This window comes from Microbacterium sp. NPDC076768, from assembly GCF_040687205.1.
Lineage (GTDB): Bacteria > Actinomycetota > Actinomycetes > Actinomycetales > Microbacteriaceae > Microbacterium.
The window spans coordinates 363,737-385,703 of record NZ_JBFBMU010000003.1; the positions used below are offsets into that span (position 1 = coordinate 363,737).

Genomic DNA, 21,967 nt, shown 5'->3' on the forward strand with positions numbered 1-21,967 from the left:
GGCCTCTGCTCATCAGGGCTCGATCGTGATGTCACCCGGGGTCTTATCCGGACGCAGTCCGCGCCACGTTGCGTGACGGAGAGAGCCCTCCGGTGTCCAGTTGGCGAACTCGACCTCGCCGACCAGCTCCGGTCGCACCCATAGTGCGTCAGAGGCATCGGCTGTGGGCACTCCACTGAGTGGTGCTTCGCTGACGCGCAGTGGTGTGAGGCGGGCGAGGAGATCTCGAAGGGTTCGGTCGGTGAATCCGGTGCCCACTCGTCCGACATAACGCATCCCATCGCGGGGGGACTCCTCCTCAGGGACAGCAAGCAGCAACGAGCCGAACGTGCGTGTTCTGTCGCCCTTGCCCGGTCGCATGCCCACGATCACCGCTTCTTGCATGCGGGTGTGCTTGATCTTCAGCCATGACGCCGAGCGCTGACCAGGGCGGTACGACGACTGGGGGTCTTTCACCACAACGCCTTCGAGCCCGAACTCGCGGCTCGCGGCAAGGGCTGCGTCTACATCGTCGAACACCGGCGGCACCTGCACAGTGTCACCGAGCTCCGAAGCGACTTCTTCGAGCAACTCTCTGCGGTTGCGTAGCGGCATCCCTGTCAGGTCGTGACCGTCGAGGTGCAGAAGGTCGAACAGCATGTACACGACCGGCGTACGAACGACTTCTCGTTCGATCTCGCGTGCGCGGGTCAGGTGCATCCGGTTCTGCAGAAGCGCGAAACTCGGTCGGCCCTGCGCATCGAACGTGACAACTTCTCCGTCGACGATGGCATCTGCGACGGGGAAGAACGGAGCACCATCAGCGGTGAGCTCCGGGTAGCGAGCGGTGATGTCGGTGCCGCTTCGTGCATGCATTCGCATCTGCCCGTCTGCCCAGGAACCGATGGCGCGGATGCCATCCCACTTCACCTCCACCCACGATGGGGTGCTCAGCCGTCTGGCGATGCTCGGGGCGGTACTCTCCGCCAGCATCGGCGCGAGAGGCCCGCGGTGCCGTGAGGTCGACGGCTCGACGTGCTTCACGGGCTTCACCCGTTTAACGGGTGTGACAGGTGCCGCGTCGAAGGATGGGGGCTGAAGCGGCGTGAGGTGGTCGACACCGTCGGCGATACGTGCGAGTACTTCGTCGAGATCGAGCTGGGCAAGGTGTGGGTCATCGAGCTCTTCCCAGGTACGTGGGGCCGCGACCCAGGGCCGTGCGCGTCCGCGTAGAGAGTACGACGAGATCGTCGTTTTCTTGCCGTTGTTCTGGCTCCAATCCAGGAACACCTTGCCACCACGGGCGGCCTTCGCCATCACGCTCGTGGCGAGATCGGGGTGCTCGCTCTCAATGTAGCGGGCCAGCTGTTTGACGACCGCAGAGACTTCGTCGCTCGTCTGTTCACCTGGGAGGTGGGCGTAGAGGTGAATGCCCTTGCTGCCGCTTGTGACGGGTAGCGGATCAAGCCCCATGTCGCCGAGCACACTGCGCGCGATGCGCGCTACCTCGGCGCACTGAGCCAGTTCTACGCCCTCACCAGGGTCGAGGTCGAGGACGAGCCGGTCAGGGCGGCCAGCAACCCCGGCAGGCGTGAAGCGCCACTGGGGCACGTGGAGTTCAATCGCGGCGACCTGAGCGAGCCACACCAGGGTGGGGACGTCTTCGACGAGTGGATACTCTTTCGGTCCGTCTGTGTGCTCGATCGCTTGACGGGGGATCCACGAAGGAGCACCGGGTTCGAGCTGTTTCGCAAAAAACGAGTCGGTGGGGTTCGCTGTTGTGCCGACACCATCGACCCACCGCTTGCGGGTGACTGGGCGGCCGTGCAGATGGGGGAGGAGCAGCGGAGCGATTGCCGTGTAATAGGCAATGACTTCACCCTTTGTGGTGCCGGTTTCGGGGTAGACGACTTTGTCGAGGTGGGTGACGCGCAGACGACGCTCCCCGACCTGCACAATCTGCCCTTGTCCGACCATATGGCCAGCGTAGTCAAGGGGCTGGTTTGCCATCTCTATCGGGTGTTCACTGTTCCCATGAGGACCATTTGGAAGGGCGCACTGACGTTCGGACTCGTGAACGTGCCGGTCAAGGTGTACTCCGCGACAGAAGACCACGACGTGCCACTGCATCAGGTGCATGAAAAGGACGGCGGTCGCATTAGGTATCAGCGCACGTGCGAGGTGTGCGGCGAGATCGTGGCGTATGCCGACATCGATCGGGCGTATGTCGACGATGGCCAAACCGTGGTGCTCACAAAAGATGACCTGGCCGCTCTTCCTTCCGAAAAGAGTCGTGAAATCGACGTCGTCGAGTTCGTCCCTTCCGATCAGGTGGACTTGCTCACGCTCGATAAGCCGTACTACCTCGAGCCGGATTCAAAGTCGCCGAAGTCCTACGTCTTGTTGCGCAAAACCCTGGAAGCAACGGATCGTACGGCGATCGTACGATTCACACTGCGTCAGAAGACAAGGCTGGCGGCACTTCGGGTGCGGGGCAAGGTCTTGGTGTTGCAGACGCTGTTGTGGGCAGACGAGGTGCGCGAGGCTGCGTTTCCTGCCCTCGACGAAGACGTGCGCATTTCGAAGAAAGAACTGGAGCTCTCCGCGTCGCTTGTCGAAAGCTATTCGGCGGACTTCGAGCCGGAGTCGTTTGTGGATGAGTATCAGAAAGAGCTGCGTACCCTCATCGACGCCAAGATCGATGCGGGCGACACCTTCGATGTCGCCGAGACCTTCGGCGAAACAGAGAAGGCAGCGGAGGGCGGGGAAGTGATCGACCTCATGGAAGCGCTACGCGCGAGTGTGGCTCGTTCCAAAGAGGAGCGCGCAAAGAACGCCGGTTGACCAGCGGATCAGTGCCGACCATCTCCATCGAGATCAGGGGCACGATTAAAAACCGCGGCATCGAGCGTGAGCTCCTGCGCTTCTTCAGCGTCGGTCACCACGTCTTCTCCTGAGGCCTCTGCTTTTCGTGCCTTGTAACGCTCGAAGAAGTAGTGCCACAGGGTGACGGCGGCAGTGCCACCGACCGCTACCAGCAAAATAAGGTCGATGTAGGCCACGACGAAGTTGCTCACCCAGGGGATGTAGGCGATCAGGTAGCCGATCATGGTGAGCCCGAAACCCCAGATCATCGCGCCGATGAGGTTGTACAGCGAGTATCGCCGCCACGGCATATGTCCCACACCGGCAGCGACGGGGGCAAAGGTGCGCACAATCGGGACGAAGCGAGCGAGGATGACGGTGAGCCCGCCGAACCGCTCGAAGAATGCATTGGTTCGCTCGACGTTCTTCTTGCTGAACAGCCCGGATTCTTTGCGCTCGAAAACTCTCGGGCCGCCCTTATGGCCGATCAGATACCCGACTTCGCCGCCGACAAAAGCAGAAAGCGCAATGAGCAGGGCGACGACCCAAATGTTCAGCCCAAATACGTTGCTCGTGTGAGTCAAAAGCCCCGCAATGATGAGCAGTGTGTCGCCGGGCAGCAGGAATCCGACCAGGAGTCCAGTCTCCGCGAACACGATGAAGCACACCACAAGGAGAGCCCAAGGCCCCGCCGCACCGATGATCGTCTGGGGATCAAGCCAGGGGATCAGCGCAGTCGGCGCGTGCAACATGGATTCGAGCACGGAGGCTTCCCGTCGGTTATCATTCTTCGGCTGCCTGCGGCGAAGGTGCTACAGCAGCCGTTGTGCGGAAGGTGGGACTTGAACCCACACGCCCAGAGGCACAGGAACCTAAATCCTGCGTGTCTACCAATTCCACCACTCCCGCGGGCTGTGTTCAGTCTACCGACCTTTGCCAGCGACTTTTTTGGTGGGCGTTGCGCAATCTAGTGAGCATCCGGGCGCTCGAGCGTGACATAGGCCAGCACCACGCCAGCTATGAGGGCACCCAGGCCCCCGGCTGCCATGTCGCCGATGGTGTCTTCATAGGTGACGAAAATCTCGGCAGTGACGAAGGTGCGGCCCGCCCACTCGATCATTTCCCAGAGCGCGCTCACCGCGAGTCCCACCACTGTGGAGATCACGATAGCGGTGCGCTTGCGGAAGGCTGCGCTGTCCTGCGCCGGAACGACGCCGCAACGGGCAAGTACGAGATAGCTCGTGGCTGCGAGCACACCAGTGCATACGAGATGCACGACGATGTCCCATCCGACGACCGTGCGATAGAGGTCTAAGACATTGCTGCCGGCGGCGACAAGCACAGTGGCGCACACCACAATGTCTGCCCAGGCGCGCATACCCATCATGCGCGGCACCATCAAAGCAGGAAGGCCGAGGGCGAGGATGCCCGCATCCGTCCCTGTCGACCAGATCGCTGCAACGAGCACACTGAGCACGCCCAGCAGCCGCAGGCCGTCTGCGGTGAACTCGGCGATGCCGTGTGGTGCTCGCAAGAAGTTCACTTTCATGTGGGCTCCTTTCGAGCGGGGAGGGTGAGCAGAGCCTGCACAGGCAGATGGTCGGAGGGCCACCCACCTCCGTACTGTGCATGGTTGATGGCGATGTTGCGGACCCGGATCTCGGGCGACACCAGGAGCGCGTCGATGCGCTTGCCGAGACGCGGCTCGCGATAGCCGGCGTAGGTGGCCCACTCCGCGGACAGGTGACGCTCTGCTGTCTGCCACGCGTCGACGAGCTGGTGATCTGCGCGCAGAGTGCGCCACACCGTCGAGTCGGCTGACGCATTGAGGTCGCCGAGAAGCAACACAGGTTCACTGTGTGCTGCGATCAGGCGATGGAGCACCTCGGCGGACTTCTGTCTGGCCCGAGCGGAGAAAACATCGAGGTGCGTGTTGATGACAGTGAATTCGTGCGACGTCGCTCTGTCACGGAACTCCGCCCGCACAAAAACGCGAGGGAAGATGTTGCCCCACGAGACGGAGCCAGGAACCTCGGGTTGGTCGGAGAGCGCCATCTGTTCCCAGCCGCGCAGCTGCACGCGGCTCGCGTCGTAGAAGACAGGACATGCTTCGCCTTTGGGGCCCCGCTGACGTCCGTGTCCGACGCGGCGGTAGGAATCGCCCAGCGCGGTGCGCATGACGGAGGCTTGGTCGGGAAGCACCTCTTGCGCTCCAACGATGGTGGGCCGCTCTGCACGCAGGAGCGCCGCGACTCGAGAACGACGAAGGGGCCATCGATCCGCAGGTGGCCAGGTGAGCGCATTCATTCGGCGGCGCACGTTGAACGTCATCACGTGCAGATCAGGTGCCGCCGCCTGGCCGACAAGAGTCGCGTTCATCGCGCCATGCTCCGCGGGGTAGGGACACCCAGGCGGTGCAGCGATCGGCGGAGGGCCAGACGCACCCAACGCACCGGCGGGAAGTCTTCTGGCCAGTGCAGGGTTACCGTGCGAAAGCCCCGTACAACGCGGCGTCCGAAGGCACGACCGCTCATGAACGGTCGCATCGAGATTCCCATATCGCTGTCCGGCAGCCGGCGGATGCGGTGGCGCTCACCCAAGTGAAACGCGAGGTCAAGGTCATCGTGCACCTCAGGGTCGTCACGCTGCACGTCGGCACGCACATCGAGCCAGGCCGAACGCCGGAAAGCGAGATTCGAGCCGAACAACGGTAAATGTCCAAGCGACGCCGCGCAGACCACCGTGTAGGAGGTGAGATAAGCGGCGGCCAGCGGTGCGCGCAACGCAGGCGGGCCGTCGATGAAGCGCGCCCCACCGGTAAAGACCGCGACCCGAGGGTGCTGAGTAAAGGCATCCACGACGCTCTCGACCCAGGTGGCGGGCGGCATACAGTCGGCATCCAGTCGCAGAATGAGTTCCCCCACGGCGCTGTCGTATCCGGTTGCGCTCGCGGCAGGTATGCCCGGCTGGTCACAGCGCACGACGCTCGCGCCATGAGTGAGCGCCACTTCGGCTGACGAATCGGTGGAGCCGTTGTCGACGACCACGATTTCGTCCGGTGCGTGAGTCTGCCGTGCGAGTGCTGTCAGGCACTCCTGTAGAAATTCGGCGTCGTCCTTCACCGGAATGACCACAGATACGGTGGGTAGCCGTCCGGCGGATGGGGGGCGATGCACGTCTTCTCCTCGTCGGGTAGTTCTTCCAGGCTATGGGATCGGCGCGGGGGAGGGCGCCTGTGGATAACTTCGGGGGTCGTTGCGCGATTCTTGCGAGGATGCCCGGGTGAGTCATCCATCCCTCCTCGTTGCTGATCGCCTCCGTGCACGCCTGCGGGCCGAAGGTATCGATCCATCCGTTGACCCGGCCTCTGCGCTGCGCATCGCGCAGGCAGAGGTGCGTAACCACGACGACCAGGCGCTGGCCAGGGGCGAGTCACTGATCGACGATGAAGCCGCGTGCGTGCGCGATGTGCTGGCTTCGGTGAGCGGGTTCGGCCCCCTCCAACCGCTGCTCGACGACGCCGCGATTGAAGAGATCTGGGTCAACGGCGATGGTCATGTGCGCGTGGCCAGGAGTGGGGTGGCTGAGCGCACAGGTCTGCAGCTCGAAGATGCGACGGTGCGCGATTTGGTGGAGCGGATGCTGCAGTCCACCGGACGACGGGTAGACATCAGCCAACCGTTTGTTGATGCGTCTCTGCCGGATGGTTCGAGACTGCACGTGGCAATCGCCGACATCGTTCGTGGCTCGTGGGTCGTGAACATCCGAAAGTTCCTCCCGGAATACCGCACGCTCGATGCGCTGGCAGACCAGGGGATGATGCCGGCACGAACCGCCCAGATGTTGCGCGGCGCGATGAAAGCCGGGCACAGCGTCATCGTTTCCGGGGCGACACACGCGGGGAAGACCACGCTCCTCGGTGCCTTGCTCGCATCGTGTGCAGACTCGCAACGCATCGTCACCGTGGAAGAGACCTTCGAGCTGGCCGTCGAGGGTCCTGACCTGGTCGCGTTGCAGGGGCGTCAGGCCAGCATCGAGGGCACGGGAGAGATCACTCTGCGTCGTCTGGTGAAAGAGGCACTTCGTATGCGACCGGACCGACTCGTCGTCGGTGAAGTACGAGACGCAGAAGCGCTCGATCTGGTGCTCGCCCTCAACACCGGCGTGCCCGGTGCCTGCACCGTGCACGCGAACTCCGCCACAGAGGCCATCGAAAAACTCAGCATCCTCCCGCTTCTTGCGGGACGAAACATTGACCGCACATTTATCGCTCCCGCGCTCGCCGCATCCGTCGATCTTGTCGTGCACTGCGTGCGCGACTCCACAGGTCAGCGTCGAGTGGGAGAGATTGTTGCGCCCACAGGGGCGATCCACGACGGGAAGATCAGCACCACGACGATCTATCGGACCAACTATCGCGAGTTCCGCCCCGTTGACGGTGCCTCGTGACGCTCTTTGTCGGTGCGTTGCTGGCGGCTGGCGTGTTGTTGTGTGTCTCACCGTGGATGTGGCCGCACCGGGAGGTGACGGTTTCCCCCGCGCGGAACGGACGCATCGTCCGGCTCATCGCAGAGGCAGGGCTGGAGGCGCTTTCGCCCCGAGCACTCCTCAGCATGATGACGGCGCTGGGGATCGTCGCTGCCGCTGCGGCCTGGCTTGTTACGGGTATCGCCGTGCTCGCCGTCCTTGCGGGAATGGCGGGGGCAACAACTCCGATCCTGCTCTTGCGTGCGCGCAGGATTCGGCTACGGCGGTTGCGACGCCAGCTCTGGCCCGACGTCTGCGATCTGCTCATCGCATCGATTAGGGTCGGGCTCTCACTTCCCGATGCGGTGGCGAGTTTGGGGGATTCCGCGCCGACAATGCTGAGGCCAGCTTTCGTCGTATTCGCGCGAGACCTGCGAGCGAGTGGTCGGTTTGAGACCAGTCTCGACCGCCTCAAAGCCACCCTGGCCGATCCGATAGGCGACCGGATTGCGGAGACACTGCGCATGGCTCGTCAGGTAGGCGGCACCGAACTCATCGGCGTGCTCCGATCGCTTTCCCGATCAGTACGCGCTGATGCCGCGTTACGCGGCGAAGTCGAAGCCCGGCAGTCGTGGATCCGCAGTGCTGCGGTGCTCGGGGCTGTCGCGCCGTGGGTGATCTTGGGGCTTTTGGTCATGCGGCCGGAGGGCGCAGACGCGTACGGCACACCAGAGGGTGTGCTCGTGATCTGCGCAGGAGCAGCGGTTTCCGTGGTCGCTTTTCAGATCATGGTGCGCATCGGCCGTCTTCCCGAGCCACGACGCTGGTTCGGATGAGTGCAATTTCTGCTCTTGCCAGCGCGGTGCTTCTCGGAGGCGCCTTCGCTCTCGGGGTCGTGAGCAGTCTGTCTGCATTGCCGAGATGGAGCGCGCTGTCGTTGACCGCCCGCATCGGGCCGTACGTGCGCGATGTGGTGCCAGATGAGCGGATGCCGCGCGGGATCTTGCCCGCAGTCGGCGCGCTACCGGCAAGCGGGCGCACCCTGTGGAGCGCTGCGCAAAGTGGGTTCGCAAAACTGCTCGGCGGGGGAGAAGCCCTAGGGCAAAGACTCGCTCAAGCCGGGCTCAGCACTCAACCTTCCTCTTTTCGAGGACGGCAACTCGGGTGGGGGATCGGTGGAGTGGGGGCGGGCGCGGTTGTGCTGACGGTGCTCGCGTTGACGGGCAACCTGTCGGCCTCGACGGGACTCTTGCCGTTGCTCTGCGGTGTGGGCGCGGCACTGGCCTATGACGCGCAGCTCTCGTTTCGGGTGAAGGCTCGGCGCGTCCGGCTCACAGACGAGCTGCCAACGACGCTGGAGTTTCTGGCGTTGTGTCTCTCGGCGGGAGAAGGGTTCCTTGATTCCTTGCGCCGCGTGTCTGATGTGGGTTCCGGTGAACTCACTGCGGAGTTGCGCAAGGTCGTGCTCGCTGTGGGAACCGGGTCGCCTTTGGCCGATGCGCTTGCAGAGATGTCGAAGCGGTTGCAGTTGCCTGGGCTGTCGCGTGCTGTCGATCAGGTCACTGCCGCTCTTGAGCACGGAGCGCCGCTGGCTGCTGTCTTGCACGCCCAGGCGGGGGATGCGCGCGACGATGCGAAACGCGTGCTCATCGAGCAGGCGGGCCGGAAAGAAATCTTGATGTTGTTGCCCCTCGTCTTTCTCATCCTCCCGCTTTCGGTACTTTTCGCCGTCTACCCGGGACTCTTCATTCTTCGGCTCGGCATCGGCTGATCCACGACAGAAAGGACGACCATGACGGATCGAACAGAACAACACCTTCAGCGCCCGCGGCGCACTATCGCCATGCGCTTCCGGGGTTTTATAGACGACGAGACTGGCGATGTGCCGGGGTGGGTGCTGGTGACCTTGATGACAGCAGGGTTGGTGGTTCTCATTTGGGCGGTAGCTGGTCCTGCACTGACATCGTTGTTTGAACAGGCGATCCAGCGCGTCTCGGGGATCTAGCGTGTCGGGCTGGCGCCGGTTCGCGGATGATCGCGGCTCTAGCCCGGTGGAATTCGTGCTGGTGGGAACGCTGCTCACCGCTCTTACCCTGGCCGTGCTGCAACTTGCCTTCGCTGTCTACGTGCGAAATGTTGTGCATGATGCGGCTGTGGAGGGCGCGTACTACGCAGCGCTCGCTGACACGGCGCCGGAAGAGGGCACAGAGCGCACGCGCGCGATCATCTCTCGGGCTGTGGGGCCGGCATATGCCGAAGACATCCAAGTTGCGGCCTCCGGTGCTCCTGGTAACGAAACCTTCACCGTGCGGGTGCGCACCACGTTCCCTCTGCTCGGTCTGATCGGCGTTCCCTTCGGGATGGAGGTGCAAGCTGATGCACCGGCAGAAACATTTGGGGGCTGACGACGAGGAAGGTTCAGCGGCGCTGGAGTTCATCGCGGTCGGTGTCATCTTGCTCGTACCGCTGGTCTACCTTGTGATCGCGCTCGGCTCAATCCAAGAACAGACTCTGGGAGCAGAATCAGCCGCCCGCCACATTGCCCGCGTCGTGGCTCAAGCACCAGACGCAACGACAGCCGCCGCGCGCAGCGACGCAGTGCTGACCAACATCATCGAGGAATACGGCCTGGACGCGGACCAGGTCGATGTCTCGCTTTCCTGCACTCCAGCGGGGGTCGAATGCCCCTCTGCTGGTGCGACGATCATCGTCACGGTAGCCACGCAGGTTCGGTTACCTCTGGTGCCAGAGCTCTTCGGACTCGATCGGTCGACATCGATGCCCGTGCAGGCTCAGGCTGTGCGAAAAGTATCTCGACTGTGGGGTGCGGGATGACCGTCCAAGCCCGTCTGGGGCACGACGACGAAGAGGGGAGCATGTTGCTCCTCACCCTCGGCTATCTGCTGCTCGCCATCGCCGTCATCTTCGTCTGCGTCTGCGCCACCGACCTCTACATCACGCAGAAAAAACTCGACGCACTCGCCGACTCCGCCGCGCTCGCCGGAGCAGACGGCTTCACCCTGATCGTGAATGACGGCATACCCCGCGCAGAACTCACCGATGCCGGTGTCGAAGAGCAAGCCGCGGCATTGGTTTCTGCTCTGCCGAGCGAGGCATCAATTGCCGCCGCCAGCACACCAGACGGCGTCTCCGCCCGCGTCACGGTGACCGTTGACTGGCGCCCACCGTTGCTGTCACCCTTCGTCCCCAACGGGGTGCGGCTGGAAGCGACCGCCACCAGCCGCACAGCCCTCCGCTGATAGTGCACTGAGCCGACGGCGTCCCGGGGAGTGCACGTGAAACTGGCCGATACGTTTGCAGAGATGTCGAAGCGGTTGCAGTTGCATGGGTTGTCGCGTGCTGTCGATCAGGTCGCTGCTCCTCTTGTGTATGGAGCGCCTCTGGCTGCTGTGTTGTCCGCCCAGGCGGGTGATGCTCACGCCGATGCGAAGCGCGTTCTCATCGAGCAGGCGGGCCGGAATAAGTCCTAATGCTGTTACCGAGCAATATTGGATAGGCATGCCGACGACGGGGCTAGCCCGCTGAAGGGTCGTCGCGTCGCCCGTTCAGTGCGTCGCCTTGCTCACTCAGGCGACCGGCTGCTTTCCCTACTTCGAGGTGTGAGAAGCCCATGACGGCCGCGAGAGCGACGATCGCAACTGCGGGAAAAAGGTCGGCTTCTTCGGTTCCGGCCGTGGAGCTGATTGTCCAAAAACCGACTCCGATGCCGACAAGGCCGATCACTATCGCCGAGTAGAACATGAACACTGAGAGCACGAATAAAGACCGGGCTCGAGCGTGAAGCCGCTCTGGTTTAGCGGCTGCAGAATTGTTCGACATGGCACGAGAGTAGTGCTTCCTCAAGAACGTTTAGAGAGGGAGCATGATCGCTCGGTCGCGCAACATCGCGTCGTGATGCCCTCGTTGGCCTTGGCCCACCCGCGCTGAGCGGACACCGACCATCTTCGGGCAGGCACGAAACGGTCGGCCACTAGATGGTTTGCTGCTCAGAGAGCTAGCCGATCTCCCACTTTGCGGAGTCACCCTTGTCGTTGGTGTAGCTGACAGTTTCGAGCGCTGAATCCTCTCCAACAACGAACGTGATCCAACCGCGATGACACGTTCCGCCAGCCACAGGTTGCTCACCCCACGCATAGGCAGGCGCAGGGAACGCCGAATAGCCGGTGCTGGAAGGCTCCCAACGGCGATTGTCGGCAGAGTCCATGCGCCACCAGTAAGACGTAACAGCCGTGTCGCCCGCCGTAGCGCAGAACTCGACATCGGCGGAAGCCCATTTGTTTTCGGGGCGATCCGGCTGAGGTGCTGGCTCGGGTGCAGAATCCAGATCGACCGCGTGAACAACCAAGGTGAACGTATCGAACGTAGCTACTGCTTCGAGCGCCAAGACTTCTTGCGGGTCAGGCGCGTCAGGCGTGTCCGGCGTAGCCATAACAGTTTCATACACCGTGACAGTTGGGGCTGGCTCTGCTGTTGAGCAACTCGTGAGCAGCAGCCCCGCACCCGCAAGCGCAATCAGCTTCTTTCGCATGCCCGGATGCTAGCGGCTGACGCCAACGCGCTGCGTAACGTTTTGTGCCACATGCCCGCTCGATCACCTTCCCACGCAAACAATAAACGCCAACAGCAAGACCCAGCGTGCACATTGACGGCCAGGCCTACCGAACACGCGCACTACTGTGCACTGAGCTGACGGTCCCCCGGGAGCGGACGCGCATTGAGCCAACTGCCACCATGAGGGGGTGACTTCCTCTACGCCGGACCCTGTGCTCGTGCCCGAGTTATTGGTGAGCGATACGCAAGCAAGCCTCGAGTTCTGGTGCGGACTCTGCGGATTCGCCGTTGAGTATCAGCGTGTGGAAGAAGGCTTCGCCTATCTGTCCAGAGGATCTGCGCACATCATGCTGGATCAACTTGGCAGCGGCAGAGACTGGATCACCGCCCCGCTCCAACGGCCATTCGGCCGCGGGATCAACTTTCAGATAGGCGTTCCCGCCATTGAGCCGATACTTGTGACGCTGCGCAATGCGAGCTATCCACTGTTTCTGCACCCGGAAACTCAGTGGTATCGACTCAGTGACTTCGAGGAGGCTGGCGTCCGCCAGTTCTTAGTTGCTGACCCAGATGGCTACCTCATCCGTTTTCAGGAGTCGCTGGGGCATCGAGCAATTACTAACAGCGAAGGCGCGTGAGGAGTCCATCGATCCGTTGATCGAGTTGAGGGGGAACCTCGGCGGGAAGGTCGTTGACGGGCCACCAGCGCACGTCTTCCGACTCGTGGCTCACGGTGATCGCAGCTTCGCGGTCGACCACGATAGCGATCCCGATATCGAGGTGAGAAGCACAGCGGCCGAAGCTCGATGAGAGTGCGTGATGATCGAGGTCGTAGGCGGGCACCTCTGCTGGCACCGCGACCTCGATACCTGTTTCTTCCGCGAGCTCCCGCACAGCGGCGGCCGCTACCGACCGATCACCCTCTTCGATGTGTCCGCCTGGTTGCACCCAAAACTGACCCTTGCGGTGGAAGACGAGCAGGGTGTGTTCGAGGCTGTGATCAAATGCAACGCATGATGCGGTGAGATGATCCGGCCCAGATTCGCGGAAGAGTGGCCCGTCGTCGGCACCGAAGAACGAGGCAAAATCGGCCTGCGCATCGCGTTCGCGCTGCGATCGCGGTTCCAGCGTCGAGATCAGGCGGTGTGCGTCAGATGCCAACAGGTTCATTCGGATGCCTCCTCTGGCGAGTCGTCGGCGGACCGCTTTTGGTCAGCGAACCGCGGGATCCAGCGCAGGAACCCCGCGGCGCCCGCGAGGCCGATCACTCCCATCGCTGCCGCGGCAAAAGGCAGCGCGGCAGCGGCGGTGATCGCCGATACGAGCAGGGGAGCGACCGCACCGCCCGCGTCGGTCAGGGTGCGCCACGACCCGAGGAATGCCGCCGGATCGCGCTGAGGTGCGGCGTCGGCGCCGAGAGTCAACAGGATGCCGCTGGAGAGGCCATTACCCAGCCCCAGCACGCCAGCAAAAATCCCGAACCAGACCACTGCGCCCTCCACATCGTGCGTGAACGAGAGGGCGATGAAACCGGCTCCCATCAGCAGCATCGCGGGCATCGCCGCCCAGAGCCTGCCGAACCGGTCCATCACCTGACCGCTGGCATAGAACAGAGCGAAGTCGATGGCGCCAGATACCCCGACGACCAACGCGATGCTCGTCGCATCCATCCCCAGCGACAGGCCCCAAAGCGGCAACACCACCTGGCGTGCCGACCGGATGGCCGACAACGATGCGGCGGCGAGACCCAGCCGTCCGAGCACGGCGCGTTGCCGCCACATGGTCTGGAAGATCCCCGCGCGCTCAATCGTCGGGATCGACCCGCTGACCGCTTCACCCGAGTCCACGACGGCGTCAGCGCGGTGAATGGCAGACACCGGCGCGAATTTCGTTTCAGGATCCGGACCAAAGGACACAAGTACGACCATCGCGATGAGGCATCCAAGGAAGAACCAGATCGCGGCGCTCTCGCTGCCGAAAAGCTGGAGAAGCCCAGCGGCGACAAACGGGCCAACAAAGATGCCGAGCCGAAAGCTTCCCCCGAGCAGCGACAGTGAGCGCGCACGAAAAGCAGCAGGAACCCGCGTCGTCATGAACGCGTGACGAGCGAGGCCGAACGCGGCAGCGCAGATACCGAGCAAAAAGACCGACCCAGCCAGCACCCCCAGTGTGGGCGCGAGCACCATCCCCACGGCGGCACCGATCGCGATGAGCCCGGCGATCACCATCGTGAACCGTTCGCCTATCCTGCCTACAGCCCACCCCGCCGGGAGGTTGCCGCACAACTGGCCGATCACGAGCGCGGAGGCGACCAGCGCTGCGGAGGCGACGTCTGCCCCCATCGAGACAGCGAGCACGGGAATGAGAGGGATGACAGCGCCCTCGCCCAACGCGAAGAGCGCCGTGGGCAGGTACACCATCGGCCCGAACTGGCGAAGGACCGTCGAAGCACTGCTCACCTCGCTCACGCTACCCCGATTACCGGGCGTCTTCGGCGGGAGCGTCCCCGCACGGCGGGGCAGCACGTTAGGCTGAGGTGTCATGCTCGAACTAGATCTCTCCGCCGAAATTCAGGCGCTCAGGCACACCTTCGGTGACATCAGCGAGGTCGTCGATGTCTCCCATCTCCGCGACGAGATTGCGCGCCTCAGCGAAGAGGCTGGCGCGCCCGATCTCTGGGACGACACCGAGAACGCTCAAAAGGTAACGAGCGCTCTCAGTCACCGCCAGTCGGAGCTTGCCCGCATCACCGGCATCGCACAACGTCTCGATGACCTCGAGGTGCTTGTCGGTCTCGCGCTCGAGATGGAAGACGAAGACTCCGCGCAAGAGGCCAGGGCTGAGCTCGCCGCCCTCACCAGCGTGATCAACCAGCTCGAGGTGCAGACGCTTCTTGACGGCGAGTACGACGAGCGCTCGGCGATCATCACCATCCGTTCGGGGGCAGGTGGCGACGACGCCACCGACTTCGCCGAAATGCTGATGCGCATGTACTTGCGCTGGGCGGAGCGTCACAAGTACCCCGTCAAGGTGATGGATACGTCATACGCCGAGGGTGCAGGCATCAAGTCAGCCACCTTCGAAATCGACGCACCCTATGCTTTCGGCACGATCTCTGTCGAGGCTGGCACCCACCGTCTCGCCCGCATCAGCCCGTTCGGCTCGGCGGATAAGCGGCAGACGTCGTTTGCCGCCGTCGAAGTGATCCCGCTGATGGAAGAGGCGACCGAGGTCGATATTCCTGAGAGCGACATCCGTGTCGACGTTTTCCGGTCGTCTGGCCCCGGTGGGCAGTCCGTCAACACGACCGACTCTGCCGTGCGCTTGACTCACCTTCCCACCGGCATTGTCGTGTCGATGCAGAACGAGAAGTCGCAGATCCAGAACCGCGCCGCGGCAATGCGCGTGTTGCAGACTCGTCTCTTGCTGTTGCAGAAAGAGTCAGAAGCGGCCAAGAAGAAAGAACTGGCAGGTAACATCACCGCCAGCTGGGGCGACCAGATGCGCTCCTACTTCCTCTACGGTCAGCAGCTGGTGAAAGACCTCCGCACCGGGCAAGAATCCGGAAACCCGGCTGCGGTGTTCGATGGCGACCTCGACGACTTCATCTCGGCTGGCATCCGCTGGCGCAAACGCAAGATCGAAGACTGATTTTAAAAAATGGCCCCGGAGAAAACCGGGGCCATTTTTATTGATCGCTGATCAGTATTGCGCGTCTTTCAGAGATCCTGTGATGTCTTCGTAGCTGAAGAGAATGCAGTGGATGGTGCGGTCATCTGTCGCCGTCCATGACGTGCGCGTGGGCTGATACGTGTAGAAATCGATCGCGGATTCGTCGTAAGAAGTGCCGACGTACCCTTCGAACTCTTCAACGCACCGGCCCCACGCGGTCTGTTCGAGCGACTCTTCACCGGGAAAGCTGTCGCCATCGACGGTGAAGATGAAGTACACCTCTTCGGAGTGCGGCTGATCGCAGGGCACAACGGGCAACTCGGAGATGAGGTCGTCCTCGTCGTACTCGACATAGGGGAGGCAATCGCCCACTTCGAGGTCATCGAACGGCACCAGCTCGGACTCTTCGACAACAGGCGAACCTGCGTCACCCGGAGTTGGGTCCTCTTCCTGCATCGCCGAAGCGAACGCAAGAGCGACGAACGACACAACGAGTGCAAGAATCACGCCGAGGACAGCAATCACGATGCCGGCGATGCCCGGCCACTTGCGCCCTCGGAGAAAGAGCGAGACGACCGAGAGCAAGAAGCCAGCGGCGAGCAGGCCCCACCCCGCGAACGAGATCAACGGAATAAAGACGCAGGCTAACCCCAACCCCGCGGCGACCAGACCGATCACCCCGACGGGTGATATCGGGGGAGACGCCGATACGGGAGGAGCTGCCGATACCGCGGGGTTTGCGGGCTGGGTGGCTGTTGGCTGAATGGTCGGTGCGTCAGCTTGCATGGGTTGCGGGCCGCGCGTGACGTGCGCCGTCCACTGTTGCCCATCCCACCAGCGTCGGTTTCCCGAGCCGTCGTCATACCAACCTGAAGGAATCGTCATGCTGTTGCTCAGGGAACGGCGCAGACAGGCAGCGCTTCGGTGAACACCTCGGTGAAGGCGAGCGCGAGCTGAGGATCTTCGAAGGCCGCGGTCGTGCCGTTAGCAATCTCCCACAGGGTCGCGTCATCGAGATCGGATGCCTCAAACTCTTCCGCGAAGCAGGTGATGTGCTCTTCGGTGTAACCTTCCGCATCGCCCGACGCGATGATGGCCTCGAGTCCGACCGACAAATCTTCTACCGTGGGTCGCCCACCGCTGGTCGCGCCGTCGGTCACGTCCTCGTTTTCATCCGCGTCCGGTTCGATGGCTTCGCTTGTCGGGTAGGCACTTTGCAGTTGTTCGTCGATCTCGCGGCTCACGCTGTCTGTCACCGCGAAGAGATAGACAAACGACATCACAATGCCGATGATCGTGCCGACAACGGCCAATACGAGACCTGCGATGCCTGGCCACTTCTTTCCTTTGAGAAAGAGCGAGATGAGAGAGACGACAAAGCCGGCGGCGAGAAGGAAGAATCCGATGAAGCCGATGATCGGAATGAAGACCAAGATGGTTCCGAGTGCCGAAAGGCCGAGGCCCACAAGTCCCAGCACCGAGACAGATTTGGGTGCCTCTGGGGGCATCACTGCCTGTGCTGTGGGAGCGGTGTAATCCGAGGGTGCCATCGCATACGCTGGCGTGCTTCCCGGGTAATCAGTCACGGCCGGAGCGCTGTACTCCTGCTCCGCAGGCGCGGCCGGTGTTGCAGATGCCGGTGCGAAGTGCTCGGTCCACTGCTGACCATCCCACCAACGCTGTCGGCCAGATCCATCGTCGTACCAACCTGCGGGCGTGGTCATTGCTCCCCCTTGAAGAAATAGGTTGCTGCAATCCGCGCAACCGTCGCCTTCATGTATAGCAGTGGACAACGACGTATAGCAGTGGGGGGTGACCTGTGAGAGGCCGTAACGGAGGAAGAATACGCTTCTGAGTCCGAGACGGACGCTCGCCGCGGGGTGTCGCTCGCGGTGAGTCGGGAGGGCGCACGTAGGCTCGGAGGGCCATGATTCGGTTCGAAAATGTTACGAAGCGCTACCGCGGGACCTCGAAGCCTGCCCTCGCAGGTGTTGACTTTGAGGTGCAACGCGGGGAGTTTGTCTTCCTGGTCGGCGCCTCTGGGTCCGGTAAATCGTCTTGTCTGCGGCTCATTCTGCGCGAAGACGTACCGACAACGGGGCGGGTCGCGGTGCTCGGTCGAGACCTTCGCGCGCTCGCGAACCGCAAGGTGCCATACTTCCGGCGCCACATCGGCTCGGTGTTTCAAGACTTTCGGTTGTTGCCGTCGAAGACCGTCTATCAGAACGTCGCCTTCACCCTGCAAGTAACCGGATCCTCGCGAGGGTTCATTCAGCAGGCTGTGCCGGAGGCTCTTGCCCTGGTCGGCCTCGACGGTAAGCAAAAGCGTATGCCACACGAGCTCTCCGGCGGTGAACAGCAGCGCGTTGCGATCGCCCGCGCGCTTGTGAACCGCCCGCAAGTCTTGTTGGCCGATGAGCCGACCGGAAACCTTGACCCCGCCACATCAGTTGACATCATGCAGCTCCTCGCACGCATCAACGCCGGTGGCACCACAGTTCTTATGGCGACGCACGAGGCAGGGTTTGTCGATCAGATGCAGCGCCGCGTGATCGAGCTGAGCGACGGTGAGATGGTGCGCGACGAGGTTCATGGTGGCTACGGTGACACCTCCAACATTCCGCGCCTTGTGCCGCAAGAGATTCGTGGAGCAGCAGCCGCCGCCGCGCTCACCGCGGTGCAGGAAGTGCAGCGCCAGACTTCCGATCTCTCGCTGGTGCGCGCAGCCCTCGCCGAGGAGCTCAGCACCCAACGCTCAGCCGCAGCGGCTTCCGGTGGCAGGTCGACGGAAAAGTCGGCAGCCGACCCTGCTCGCACGGTAGAGCCGCCAGAGCCGGTGCAGAATCCGCTCAGCGCTCCAGACGCCGCTCAGGACGCAGAAGTGGTGGAGCCACCGGCGCCCGTCGAGACGACTGCCTCTGAAAAACCTGCCGTCGTTGGCCCTCGCACGCACCCGATCACGCTCCCCGCCGTGGACGTCGCCGAACTCGGAGTTGCTGACCGTCTCGGGCTTTCAGACGAAGACGACCAGGAAGTGGGACCGACCTCATGAGAATCGGCCTCATTCTGACCGAAGCGCTGGTCGGCCTCCGACGCAACATTTCGATGGTGATCTCTGTCATCCTCGTCACCTTCGTCTCGCTCACTTTTGTGGGAGCGGCAATGCTGATGCAGTCCCAGATCGGTGTGATGCGCGGCTACTGGGCCGAGCGCGCCCAGGTCGCGGTGTACATGTGCTCCGATGTCTCAGAGTCAGAAACCTGTCTCGATGGTGCAGCGAGCGAAGAGCAGGTCGATGCGGTGCGCGCCCAGCTCGAAGGCGAGGCGCTGCAGCCACTGATCAGTTCCCTCACCTTTGACACCAAAGAGGAGACCTACGCCAAGCTCGTCGAGCAACTCGGCGAAGATCAGGCGAGCGTCCTCACCCCGGATCAAGCATTCGAGGTTTTCTTCGTCACGATGAAAGAGCCAGAACAGTCGCAGGTGCTCTCTGAAGCATTCAGCGGTCAGGCCGGTGTAGAGCAGGTCAAAGACCAGCTGCAATATCTCGAGCCGCTCTTCTCCGCCCTCACAGTGGCCACCTATATCGCGATCGGTATCGCCGTACTAATGCTGATCGCTGCGACCCTGCTCATCGGCACCACCATCCGATTGTCGGCATACGCGCGCCGAAAAGAGATCGGCATCATGAGACTGGTGGGAGCCTCCAACCGATTCATCCAGACTCCCTTCGTCCTCGAAGGAGTCTTCGCGGCTTTCCTGGGATCTGCGCTGGCCAGCGCAGCCGTTATCGCAGGGGTACATTTTGGCGTCAATGGATATCTGCGGGGACGCGTGCCTTTCATTACCACCTGGGTGACCATGCACGATGTGGCGCGAGTGGTGCCGGTATTGATCGGTATCGGTATCGTTCTCGCCGCGCTGTCTGCCGGCTTCGCCATCCGGCGCTGGCTTCGCACCTGATAGGCTGAAAGGCTGTTCGGCCGGTGGTCGAACTCATCACGGCCACAGGAGAAGATCATGCCAAGGGAACGCGGAGAGAAGGTCATCGCGACCAATCGTCGCGCGCGACATGACTACGCGATCGAGAAGTCGTACGAAGCGGGAATGGTGCTCAGCGGCACCGAGGTCAAGTCGTTGCGCCAAGGACGCGCCAATCTGAGTGACGGTTACGCGTTCGTCAAAGGCAACGAGATCTTCCTCGACTCCGTACATATCCCGGAGTACTCCCAAGGGCACTGGACTAACCACTCAGCTAAGCGCATTCGCAAGCTCTTGTTGCACAGGGAAGAGATCACGAAGATCGCGCATGCGGTCTCCGCAGGTGGCTACACGCTTATCCCACTCAAGCTGTACTTTTCCGATGGCCGCGCCAAGGTCGAGATCGCTCTCGCGAAGGGTAAGCGCGAATACGACAAGCGGCAGACTCTGCGCGAGCGTCAAGACACGCGTGAGGCTGACCGTGCGATGCGTCTCCGCAACCGCACCGGCGAGTAACGCCTCCTAAAGCTGCGGTTCGAAACCGAACACTCGGCCCAGAAACGCGAGCTCGCGCTCGAGAGCATCAACGATTGTCTCTGCGTTGCGAAAACCATGCCCCTCCGCGGGATACAAGACGTATTCGTGGTCGACGCCGCGCTCCGCGAGTGCGGCACGGATGGCCTCGGACTGCGATGGCGGCACCACACGGTCGTCTTCGCCCTGGAACAGCAGCACAGGAACATCGATGCGGTCGGCATGCGTGAGTGGCGAGCGCTCGACGTAAAGGTGTTCATGGGAGGGGAGCGGGCCCACTAAGCCGTCGATGTACGGCGCTTCGAAGTCGTGGCTCTCCGCCACCAACATGCGGAGGTCAGCGACGCCGTATCGGCTGATTCCCGCCGCGAAAGCACCGCCCTTCACCAGCGCAGAAAGCACCGTCCACCCGCCAGCGGAACCTCCACGGATGGCGATGCGCGCCCTGTCGGCGAGCCCGGCGTCGGCGAGGAATTGCGCCGCGGAGATCACGTCATCGACGTCGACGACGCCCCATTGGCCGTTCAGTCGCTCTCGGTACTCTCGTCCGTAGCCGGTAGAGCCGCCGTAGTTCACATCGAGAACGCCGATGCCGCGACTCGTGTAGTAGGCGATTGCTGCCGAAGAGGCGCCGGTGACATGGGCGGTCGGTCCGCCGTGCACGAACACAATATAGGGCGGCAGTTCGTCATCTGAGGCGCTGATCTCGGGATGAGCTGGTGGGTACGCGAAGGCATGCACAGCGCCGTGCCGTCCTTCGACCTCGAGCGAGACTGCCGGAGGCATCCACTGCGGATCTGTGGGCTCTCCGCCGCGAATCGTGACGACTTCGCCCGAGTCGACATCTACGCACCACACGCCCGGCGTCACGCGCGAGCCGTTGCCGGAAAGGAGCACTCGGGTCCCGCTCGCATCGTCGACGCTGACATGTCCATCCCCGGGAACTGGGAGCGGACTCACCGCTCCGTCGCGGTCGATCATGACGACCTCATCGCGCCCATTCGTGTGGACTGCGATGATGCGTCCGTCATCCAGCACGCGGTACCAGCGGTTGCCGAGCACCCACAGGCCGTAGCCAATGTCGGCGTCTGCCGATGTCAGGGGCCGGGCAGGGCCCGTCGGATTCACGCCGTCGAGCGTGATGGTGTGAAGCCCCCAGCGCCCGTGCGGGTCGTCAGCGAAGATGAGCTCGTTGTCGTTGAGCCACTCAGGTTGCAGTGCCGCTCTCGTTGGTACCTGCTGGGGCAGCCCACCTTCGACGGACGCGACCCAGACGCTGGCCTGTTCCCACGGCATCCGTCCGTTTTCCCAACCCACCCACGCGACGCGTGAGCCGTCTGGCGAAAGTGCCGGGTGGGCCACGAAGCCGTTTCCTGTGGTGATGACGCGCAGCGCCGAGGCATCGTCTGCTGCGGATCCGTCTACAGGAATCTCCACGATCGCACGGGCGTGCGGCTCCACCGAAAGGTCTTCGCGCACCGCAAGCAGGCGACCACTCTTGAAGCGGAGGCCGCCGTGGGATGGCCCAGGAGGGGTGAGGGGGAGTGGATCCGCTCCCGGCGTCACCTTGTACACCCGCTGGCTGGCGGCGTCGACGAAGTAAAGCGTGTGCTCACCATCTGCTTCCCACGCACCGCCGCCGTACTCGTGCACGCGAGAGCGGGCGCTCCACGGTGCAGGCAAGATCTCGCTGCCGGAGGAGCTGCGCACGCTCACCCTTCCCTTTTCCTGCGGCACAGACTCGCCCCACCAAATCTCTGTGCCGACGAAGCGAGCGCCGTCGATCCGGGGCGAAGAGGCCGCCACAGCCGAGGCGGTGAAAGGCGATGACCAGGAACCGTAGGGGGACGAAGACATGCTTCGAGCCTATGGGCCCACGACATACGGCGTCACACAT

The 21,967-nt window shown here is 62.8% G+C and carries 26 protein-coding genes and 1 tRNA gene; 14 read left to right on the plus strand and 13 right to left on the minus strand.

Annotation, left to right across the window (positions count from 1 at the left end; genetic code table 11):
• Positions 1-12: 12 nt before the first annotated feature.
• Positions 13-1,956 (minus strand): non-homologous end-joining DNA ligase, encoded by a 1,944-nt coding sequence (gene ligD, locus AB0O87_RS13905; protein ID WP_363517419.1) that lies wholly within the window; start codon positions 1,954-1,956, stop codon positions 13-15.
• A 57-nt stretch (positions 1,957-2,013) separates the two neighbouring features.
• Between ligD and AB0O87_RS13910 the strand changes: the two genes are divergently transcribed.
• On the plus strand, positions 2,014-2,823 hold the full coding sequence (locus tag AB0O87_RS13910) for a Ku protein (RefSeq protein WP_363517222.1): 810 nt from the start codon (positions 2,014-2,016) through the stop codon (positions 2,821-2,823).
• Between the two features lie 8 nt (positions 2,824-2,831).
• Here the strand turns inward: AB0O87_RS13910 and AB0O87_RS13915 are convergent, their stop codons facing one another.
• The 5 genes from AB0O87_RS13915 to AB0O87_RS13935 all read right to left on the minus strand — a co-directional run bounded on the left by AB0O87_RS13915 (position 2,832) and on the right by AB0O87_RS13935 (position 6,020).
• Positions 2,832-3,596 (minus strand): VTT domain-containing protein, encoded by a 765-nt coding sequence (locus AB0O87_RS13915; protein WP_363517422.1) that lies wholly within the window; start codon positions 3,594-3,596, stop codon positions 2,832-2,834.
• Positions 3,597-3,671: 75 nt separating this feature from the next.
• Positions 3,672-3,753: transfer RNA gene (locus AB0O87_RS13920), tRNA-Leu, on the minus strand.
• A 58-nt stretch (positions 3,754-3,811) separates the two neighbouring features.
• Complete coding sequence (locus AB0O87_RS13925; protein WP_363517225.1) at positions 3,812-4,393, minus strand: hypothetical protein; 582 nt, start codon at positions 4,391-4,393, stop codon at positions 3,812-3,814.
• Positions 4,390-5,223, minus strand: a complete 834-nt coding sequence (locus AB0O87_RS13930; protein ID WP_363517228.1) for an endonuclease/exonuclease/phosphatase family protein — start codon at positions 5,221-5,223, stop codon at positions 4,390-4,392. The genes AB0O87_RS13925 and AB0O87_RS13930 overlap by 4 nt, the downstream gene beginning before the upstream one ends.
• Positions 5,220-6,020, minus strand: a complete 801-nt coding sequence (locus AB0O87_RS13935) for a glycosyltransferase family 2 protein (protein ID WP_363517231.1) — start codon at positions 6,018-6,020, stop codon at positions 5,220-5,222. Before AB0O87_RS13935 ends, AB0O87_RS13930 begins: the two co-directional genes overlap by 4 nt.
• A gap of 106 nt (positions 6,021-6,126) precedes the next feature.
• Between AB0O87_RS13935 and AB0O87_RS13940 the strand changes: the two genes are divergently transcribed.
• The 8 genes from AB0O87_RS13940 to AB0O87_RS13975 are packed head-to-tail and all read left to right on the plus strand — an operon-like array spanning position 6,127 to position 10,802.
• Positions 6,127-7,293: an ATPase, T2SS/T4P/T4SS family gene (locus AB0O87_RS13940; RefSeq protein WP_363517233.1), complete on the plus strand. Its 1,167-nt coding sequence runs from the start codon at positions 6,127-6,129 to the stop codon at positions 7,291-7,293.
• On the plus strand, positions 7,290-8,147 hold the full coding sequence (locus AB0O87_RS13945) for a type II secretion system F family protein (RefSeq protein WP_363517236.1): 858 nt from the start codon (positions 7,290-7,292) through the stop codon (positions 8,145-8,147). Before AB0O87_RS13940 ends, AB0O87_RS13945 begins: the two co-directional genes overlap by 4 nt.
• Entirely contained in the window at positions 8,144-9,082 is a 939-nt protein-coding gene (locus AB0O87_RS13950) for a type II secretion system F family protein (protein ID WP_363517239.1), read from the plus strand. Before AB0O87_RS13945 ends, AB0O87_RS13950 begins: the two co-directional genes overlap by 4 nt.
• 21 nt (positions 9,083-9,103) lie before the next feature.
• Positions 9,104-9,316, plus strand: a complete 213-nt coding sequence (locus AB0O87_RS13955; protein ID WP_363517434.1) for a hypothetical protein — start codon at positions 9,104-9,106, stop codon at positions 9,314-9,316.
• Between the two features lies 1 nt (position 9,317).
• Positions 9,318-9,716 carry a TadE/TadG family type IV pilus assembly protein gene (locus AB0O87_RS13960; protein ID WP_363517242.1) on the plus strand — a complete coding sequence of 133 codons (399 nt, stop codon included), beginning with the start codon at positions 9,318-9,320 and terminating at the stop codon, positions 9,714-9,716.
• Positions 9,688-10,146, plus strand: coding sequence for a TadE family protein (locus tag AB0O87_RS13965; protein ID WP_363517245.1), 459 nt, complete (start codon positions 9,688-9,690; stop codon positions 10,144-10,146). The genes AB0O87_RS13960 and AB0O87_RS13965 overlap by 29 nt, the downstream gene beginning before the upstream one ends.
• The gene (locus AB0O87_RS13970) at positions 10,143-10,571 is read left to right on the plus strand and encodes a pilus assembly protein TadG-related protein (protein WP_363517248.1); all 429 of its coding nucleotides are present in this window, start codon (positions 10,143-10,145) and stop codon (positions 10,569-10,571) included. The genes AB0O87_RS13965 and AB0O87_RS13970 overlap by 4 nt, the downstream gene beginning before the upstream one ends.
• Before the next feature lie 36 nt (positions 10,572-10,607).
• Positions 10,608-10,802 carry a hypothetical protein gene (locus tag AB0O87_RS13975; RefSeq protein ID WP_363517251.1) on the plus strand — a complete coding sequence of 65 codons (195 nt, stop codon included), beginning with the start codon at positions 10,608-10,610 and terminating at the stop codon, positions 10,800-10,802.
• 43 nt (positions 10,803-10,845) lie between these two features.
• Here AB0O87_RS13975 and AB0O87_RS13980 read toward each other — a convergent pair whose 3' ends face one another.
• Together AB0O87_RS13980 and AB0O87_RS13985 are read right to left on the minus strand one after the other, a co-directional pair.
• Complete coding sequence (locus AB0O87_RS13980) at positions 10,846-11,151, minus strand: hypothetical protein (protein WP_363517254.1); 306 nt, start codon at positions 11,149-11,151, stop codon at positions 10,846-10,848.
• Between the two features lie 175 nt (positions 11,152-11,326).
• Positions 11,327-11,860, minus strand: coding sequence for a hypothetical protein (locus AB0O87_RS13985; protein WP_363517257.1), 534 nt, complete (start codon positions 11,858-11,860; stop codon positions 11,327-11,329).
• Between the two features lie 211 nt (positions 11,861-12,071).
• Here AB0O87_RS13985 and AB0O87_RS13990 point away from each other — a divergent pair, with 211 nt between their 5' ends.
• Positions 12,072-12,521 (plus strand): VOC family protein, encoded by a 450-nt coding sequence (locus AB0O87_RS13990; protein WP_363517260.1) that lies wholly within the window; start codon positions 12,072-12,074, stop codon positions 12,519-12,521.
• On the opposite strand, the gene AB0O87_RS13995 is transcribed toward AB0O87_RS13990, so the two are convergent.
• Entirely contained in the window at positions 12,502-13,053 is a 552-nt protein-coding gene (locus tag AB0O87_RS13995; protein WP_363517263.1) for an NUDIX domain-containing protein, read from the minus strand. The genes AB0O87_RS13990 and AB0O87_RS13995 overlap by 20 nt on opposite strands.
• Positions 13,050-14,303, minus strand: coding sequence for an MFS transporter (locus AB0O87_RS14000; protein WP_363517425.1), 1,254 nt, complete (start codon positions 14,301-14,303; stop codon positions 13,050-13,052). Before AB0O87_RS14000 ends, AB0O87_RS13995 begins: the two co-directional genes overlap by 4 nt.
• Before the next feature lie 121 nt (positions 14,304-14,424).
• On the opposite strand from AB0O87_RS14000, the gene prfB reads away from it, so the two are divergent.
• The gene (gene prfB / locus AB0O87_RS14005; RefSeq protein ID WP_363517266.1) at positions 14,425-15,534 is read left to right on the plus strand and encodes a peptide chain release factor 2; all 1,110 of its coding nucleotides are present in this window, start codon (positions 14,425-14,427) and stop codon (positions 15,532-15,534) included.
• A 51-nt stretch (positions 15,535-15,585) separates the two neighbouring features.
• On the opposite strand, the gene AB0O87_RS14010 is transcribed toward prfB, so the two are convergent.
• Both AB0O87_RS14010 and AB0O87_RS14015 read right to left on the minus strand, forming a co-directional pair.
• On the minus strand, positions 15,586-16,440 hold the full coding sequence (locus AB0O87_RS14010; protein WP_363517269.1) for a DUF2510 domain-containing protein: 855 nt from the start codon (positions 16,438-16,440) through the stop codon (positions 15,586-15,588).
• Positions 16,441-16,448: 8 nt separating this feature from the next.
• Positions 16,449-17,279: a DUF2510 domain-containing protein gene (locus AB0O87_RS14015; protein WP_363517272.1), complete on the minus strand. Its 831-nt coding sequence runs from the start codon at positions 17,277-17,279 to the stop codon at positions 16,449-16,451.
• 203 nt (positions 17,280-17,482) lie between these two features.
• On the opposite strand from AB0O87_RS14015, the gene ftsE reads away from it, so the two are divergent.
• From ftsE to smpB, 3 genes are read left to right on the plus strand one after another with little or no spacing between them, the layout of a single operon-like run.
• The gene (gene ftsE / locus AB0O87_RS14020; RefSeq protein WP_363517275.1) at positions 17,483-18,607 is read left to right on the plus strand and encodes a cell division ATP-binding protein FtsE; all 1,125 of its coding nucleotides are present in this window, start codon (positions 17,483-17,485) and stop codon (positions 18,605-18,607) included.
• Complete coding sequence (gene ftsX / locus AB0O87_RS14025) at positions 18,604-19,518, plus strand: permease-like cell division protein FtsX (protein WP_363517278.1); 915 nt, start codon at positions 18,604-18,606, stop codon at positions 19,516-19,518. Before ftsE ends, ftsX begins: the two co-directional genes overlap by 4 nt.
• A gap of 57 nt (positions 19,519-19,575) precedes the next feature.
• Positions 19,576-20,052, plus strand: coding sequence for an SsrA-binding protein SmpB (gene smpB, locus AB0O87_RS14030; RefSeq protein ID WP_363517281.1), 477 nt, complete (start codon positions 19,576-19,578; stop codon positions 20,050-20,052).
• Between the two features lie 6 nt (positions 20,053-20,058).
• Here smpB and AB0O87_RS14035 read toward each other — a convergent pair whose 3' ends face one another.
• Positions 20,059-21,927, minus strand: a complete 1,869-nt coding sequence (locus tag AB0O87_RS14035) for a prolyl oligopeptidase family serine peptidase (RefSeq protein WP_363517283.1) — start codon at positions 21,925-21,927, stop codon at positions 20,059-20,061.
• Between the last annotated feature and the right edge of the window lie 40 nt (positions 21,928-21,967).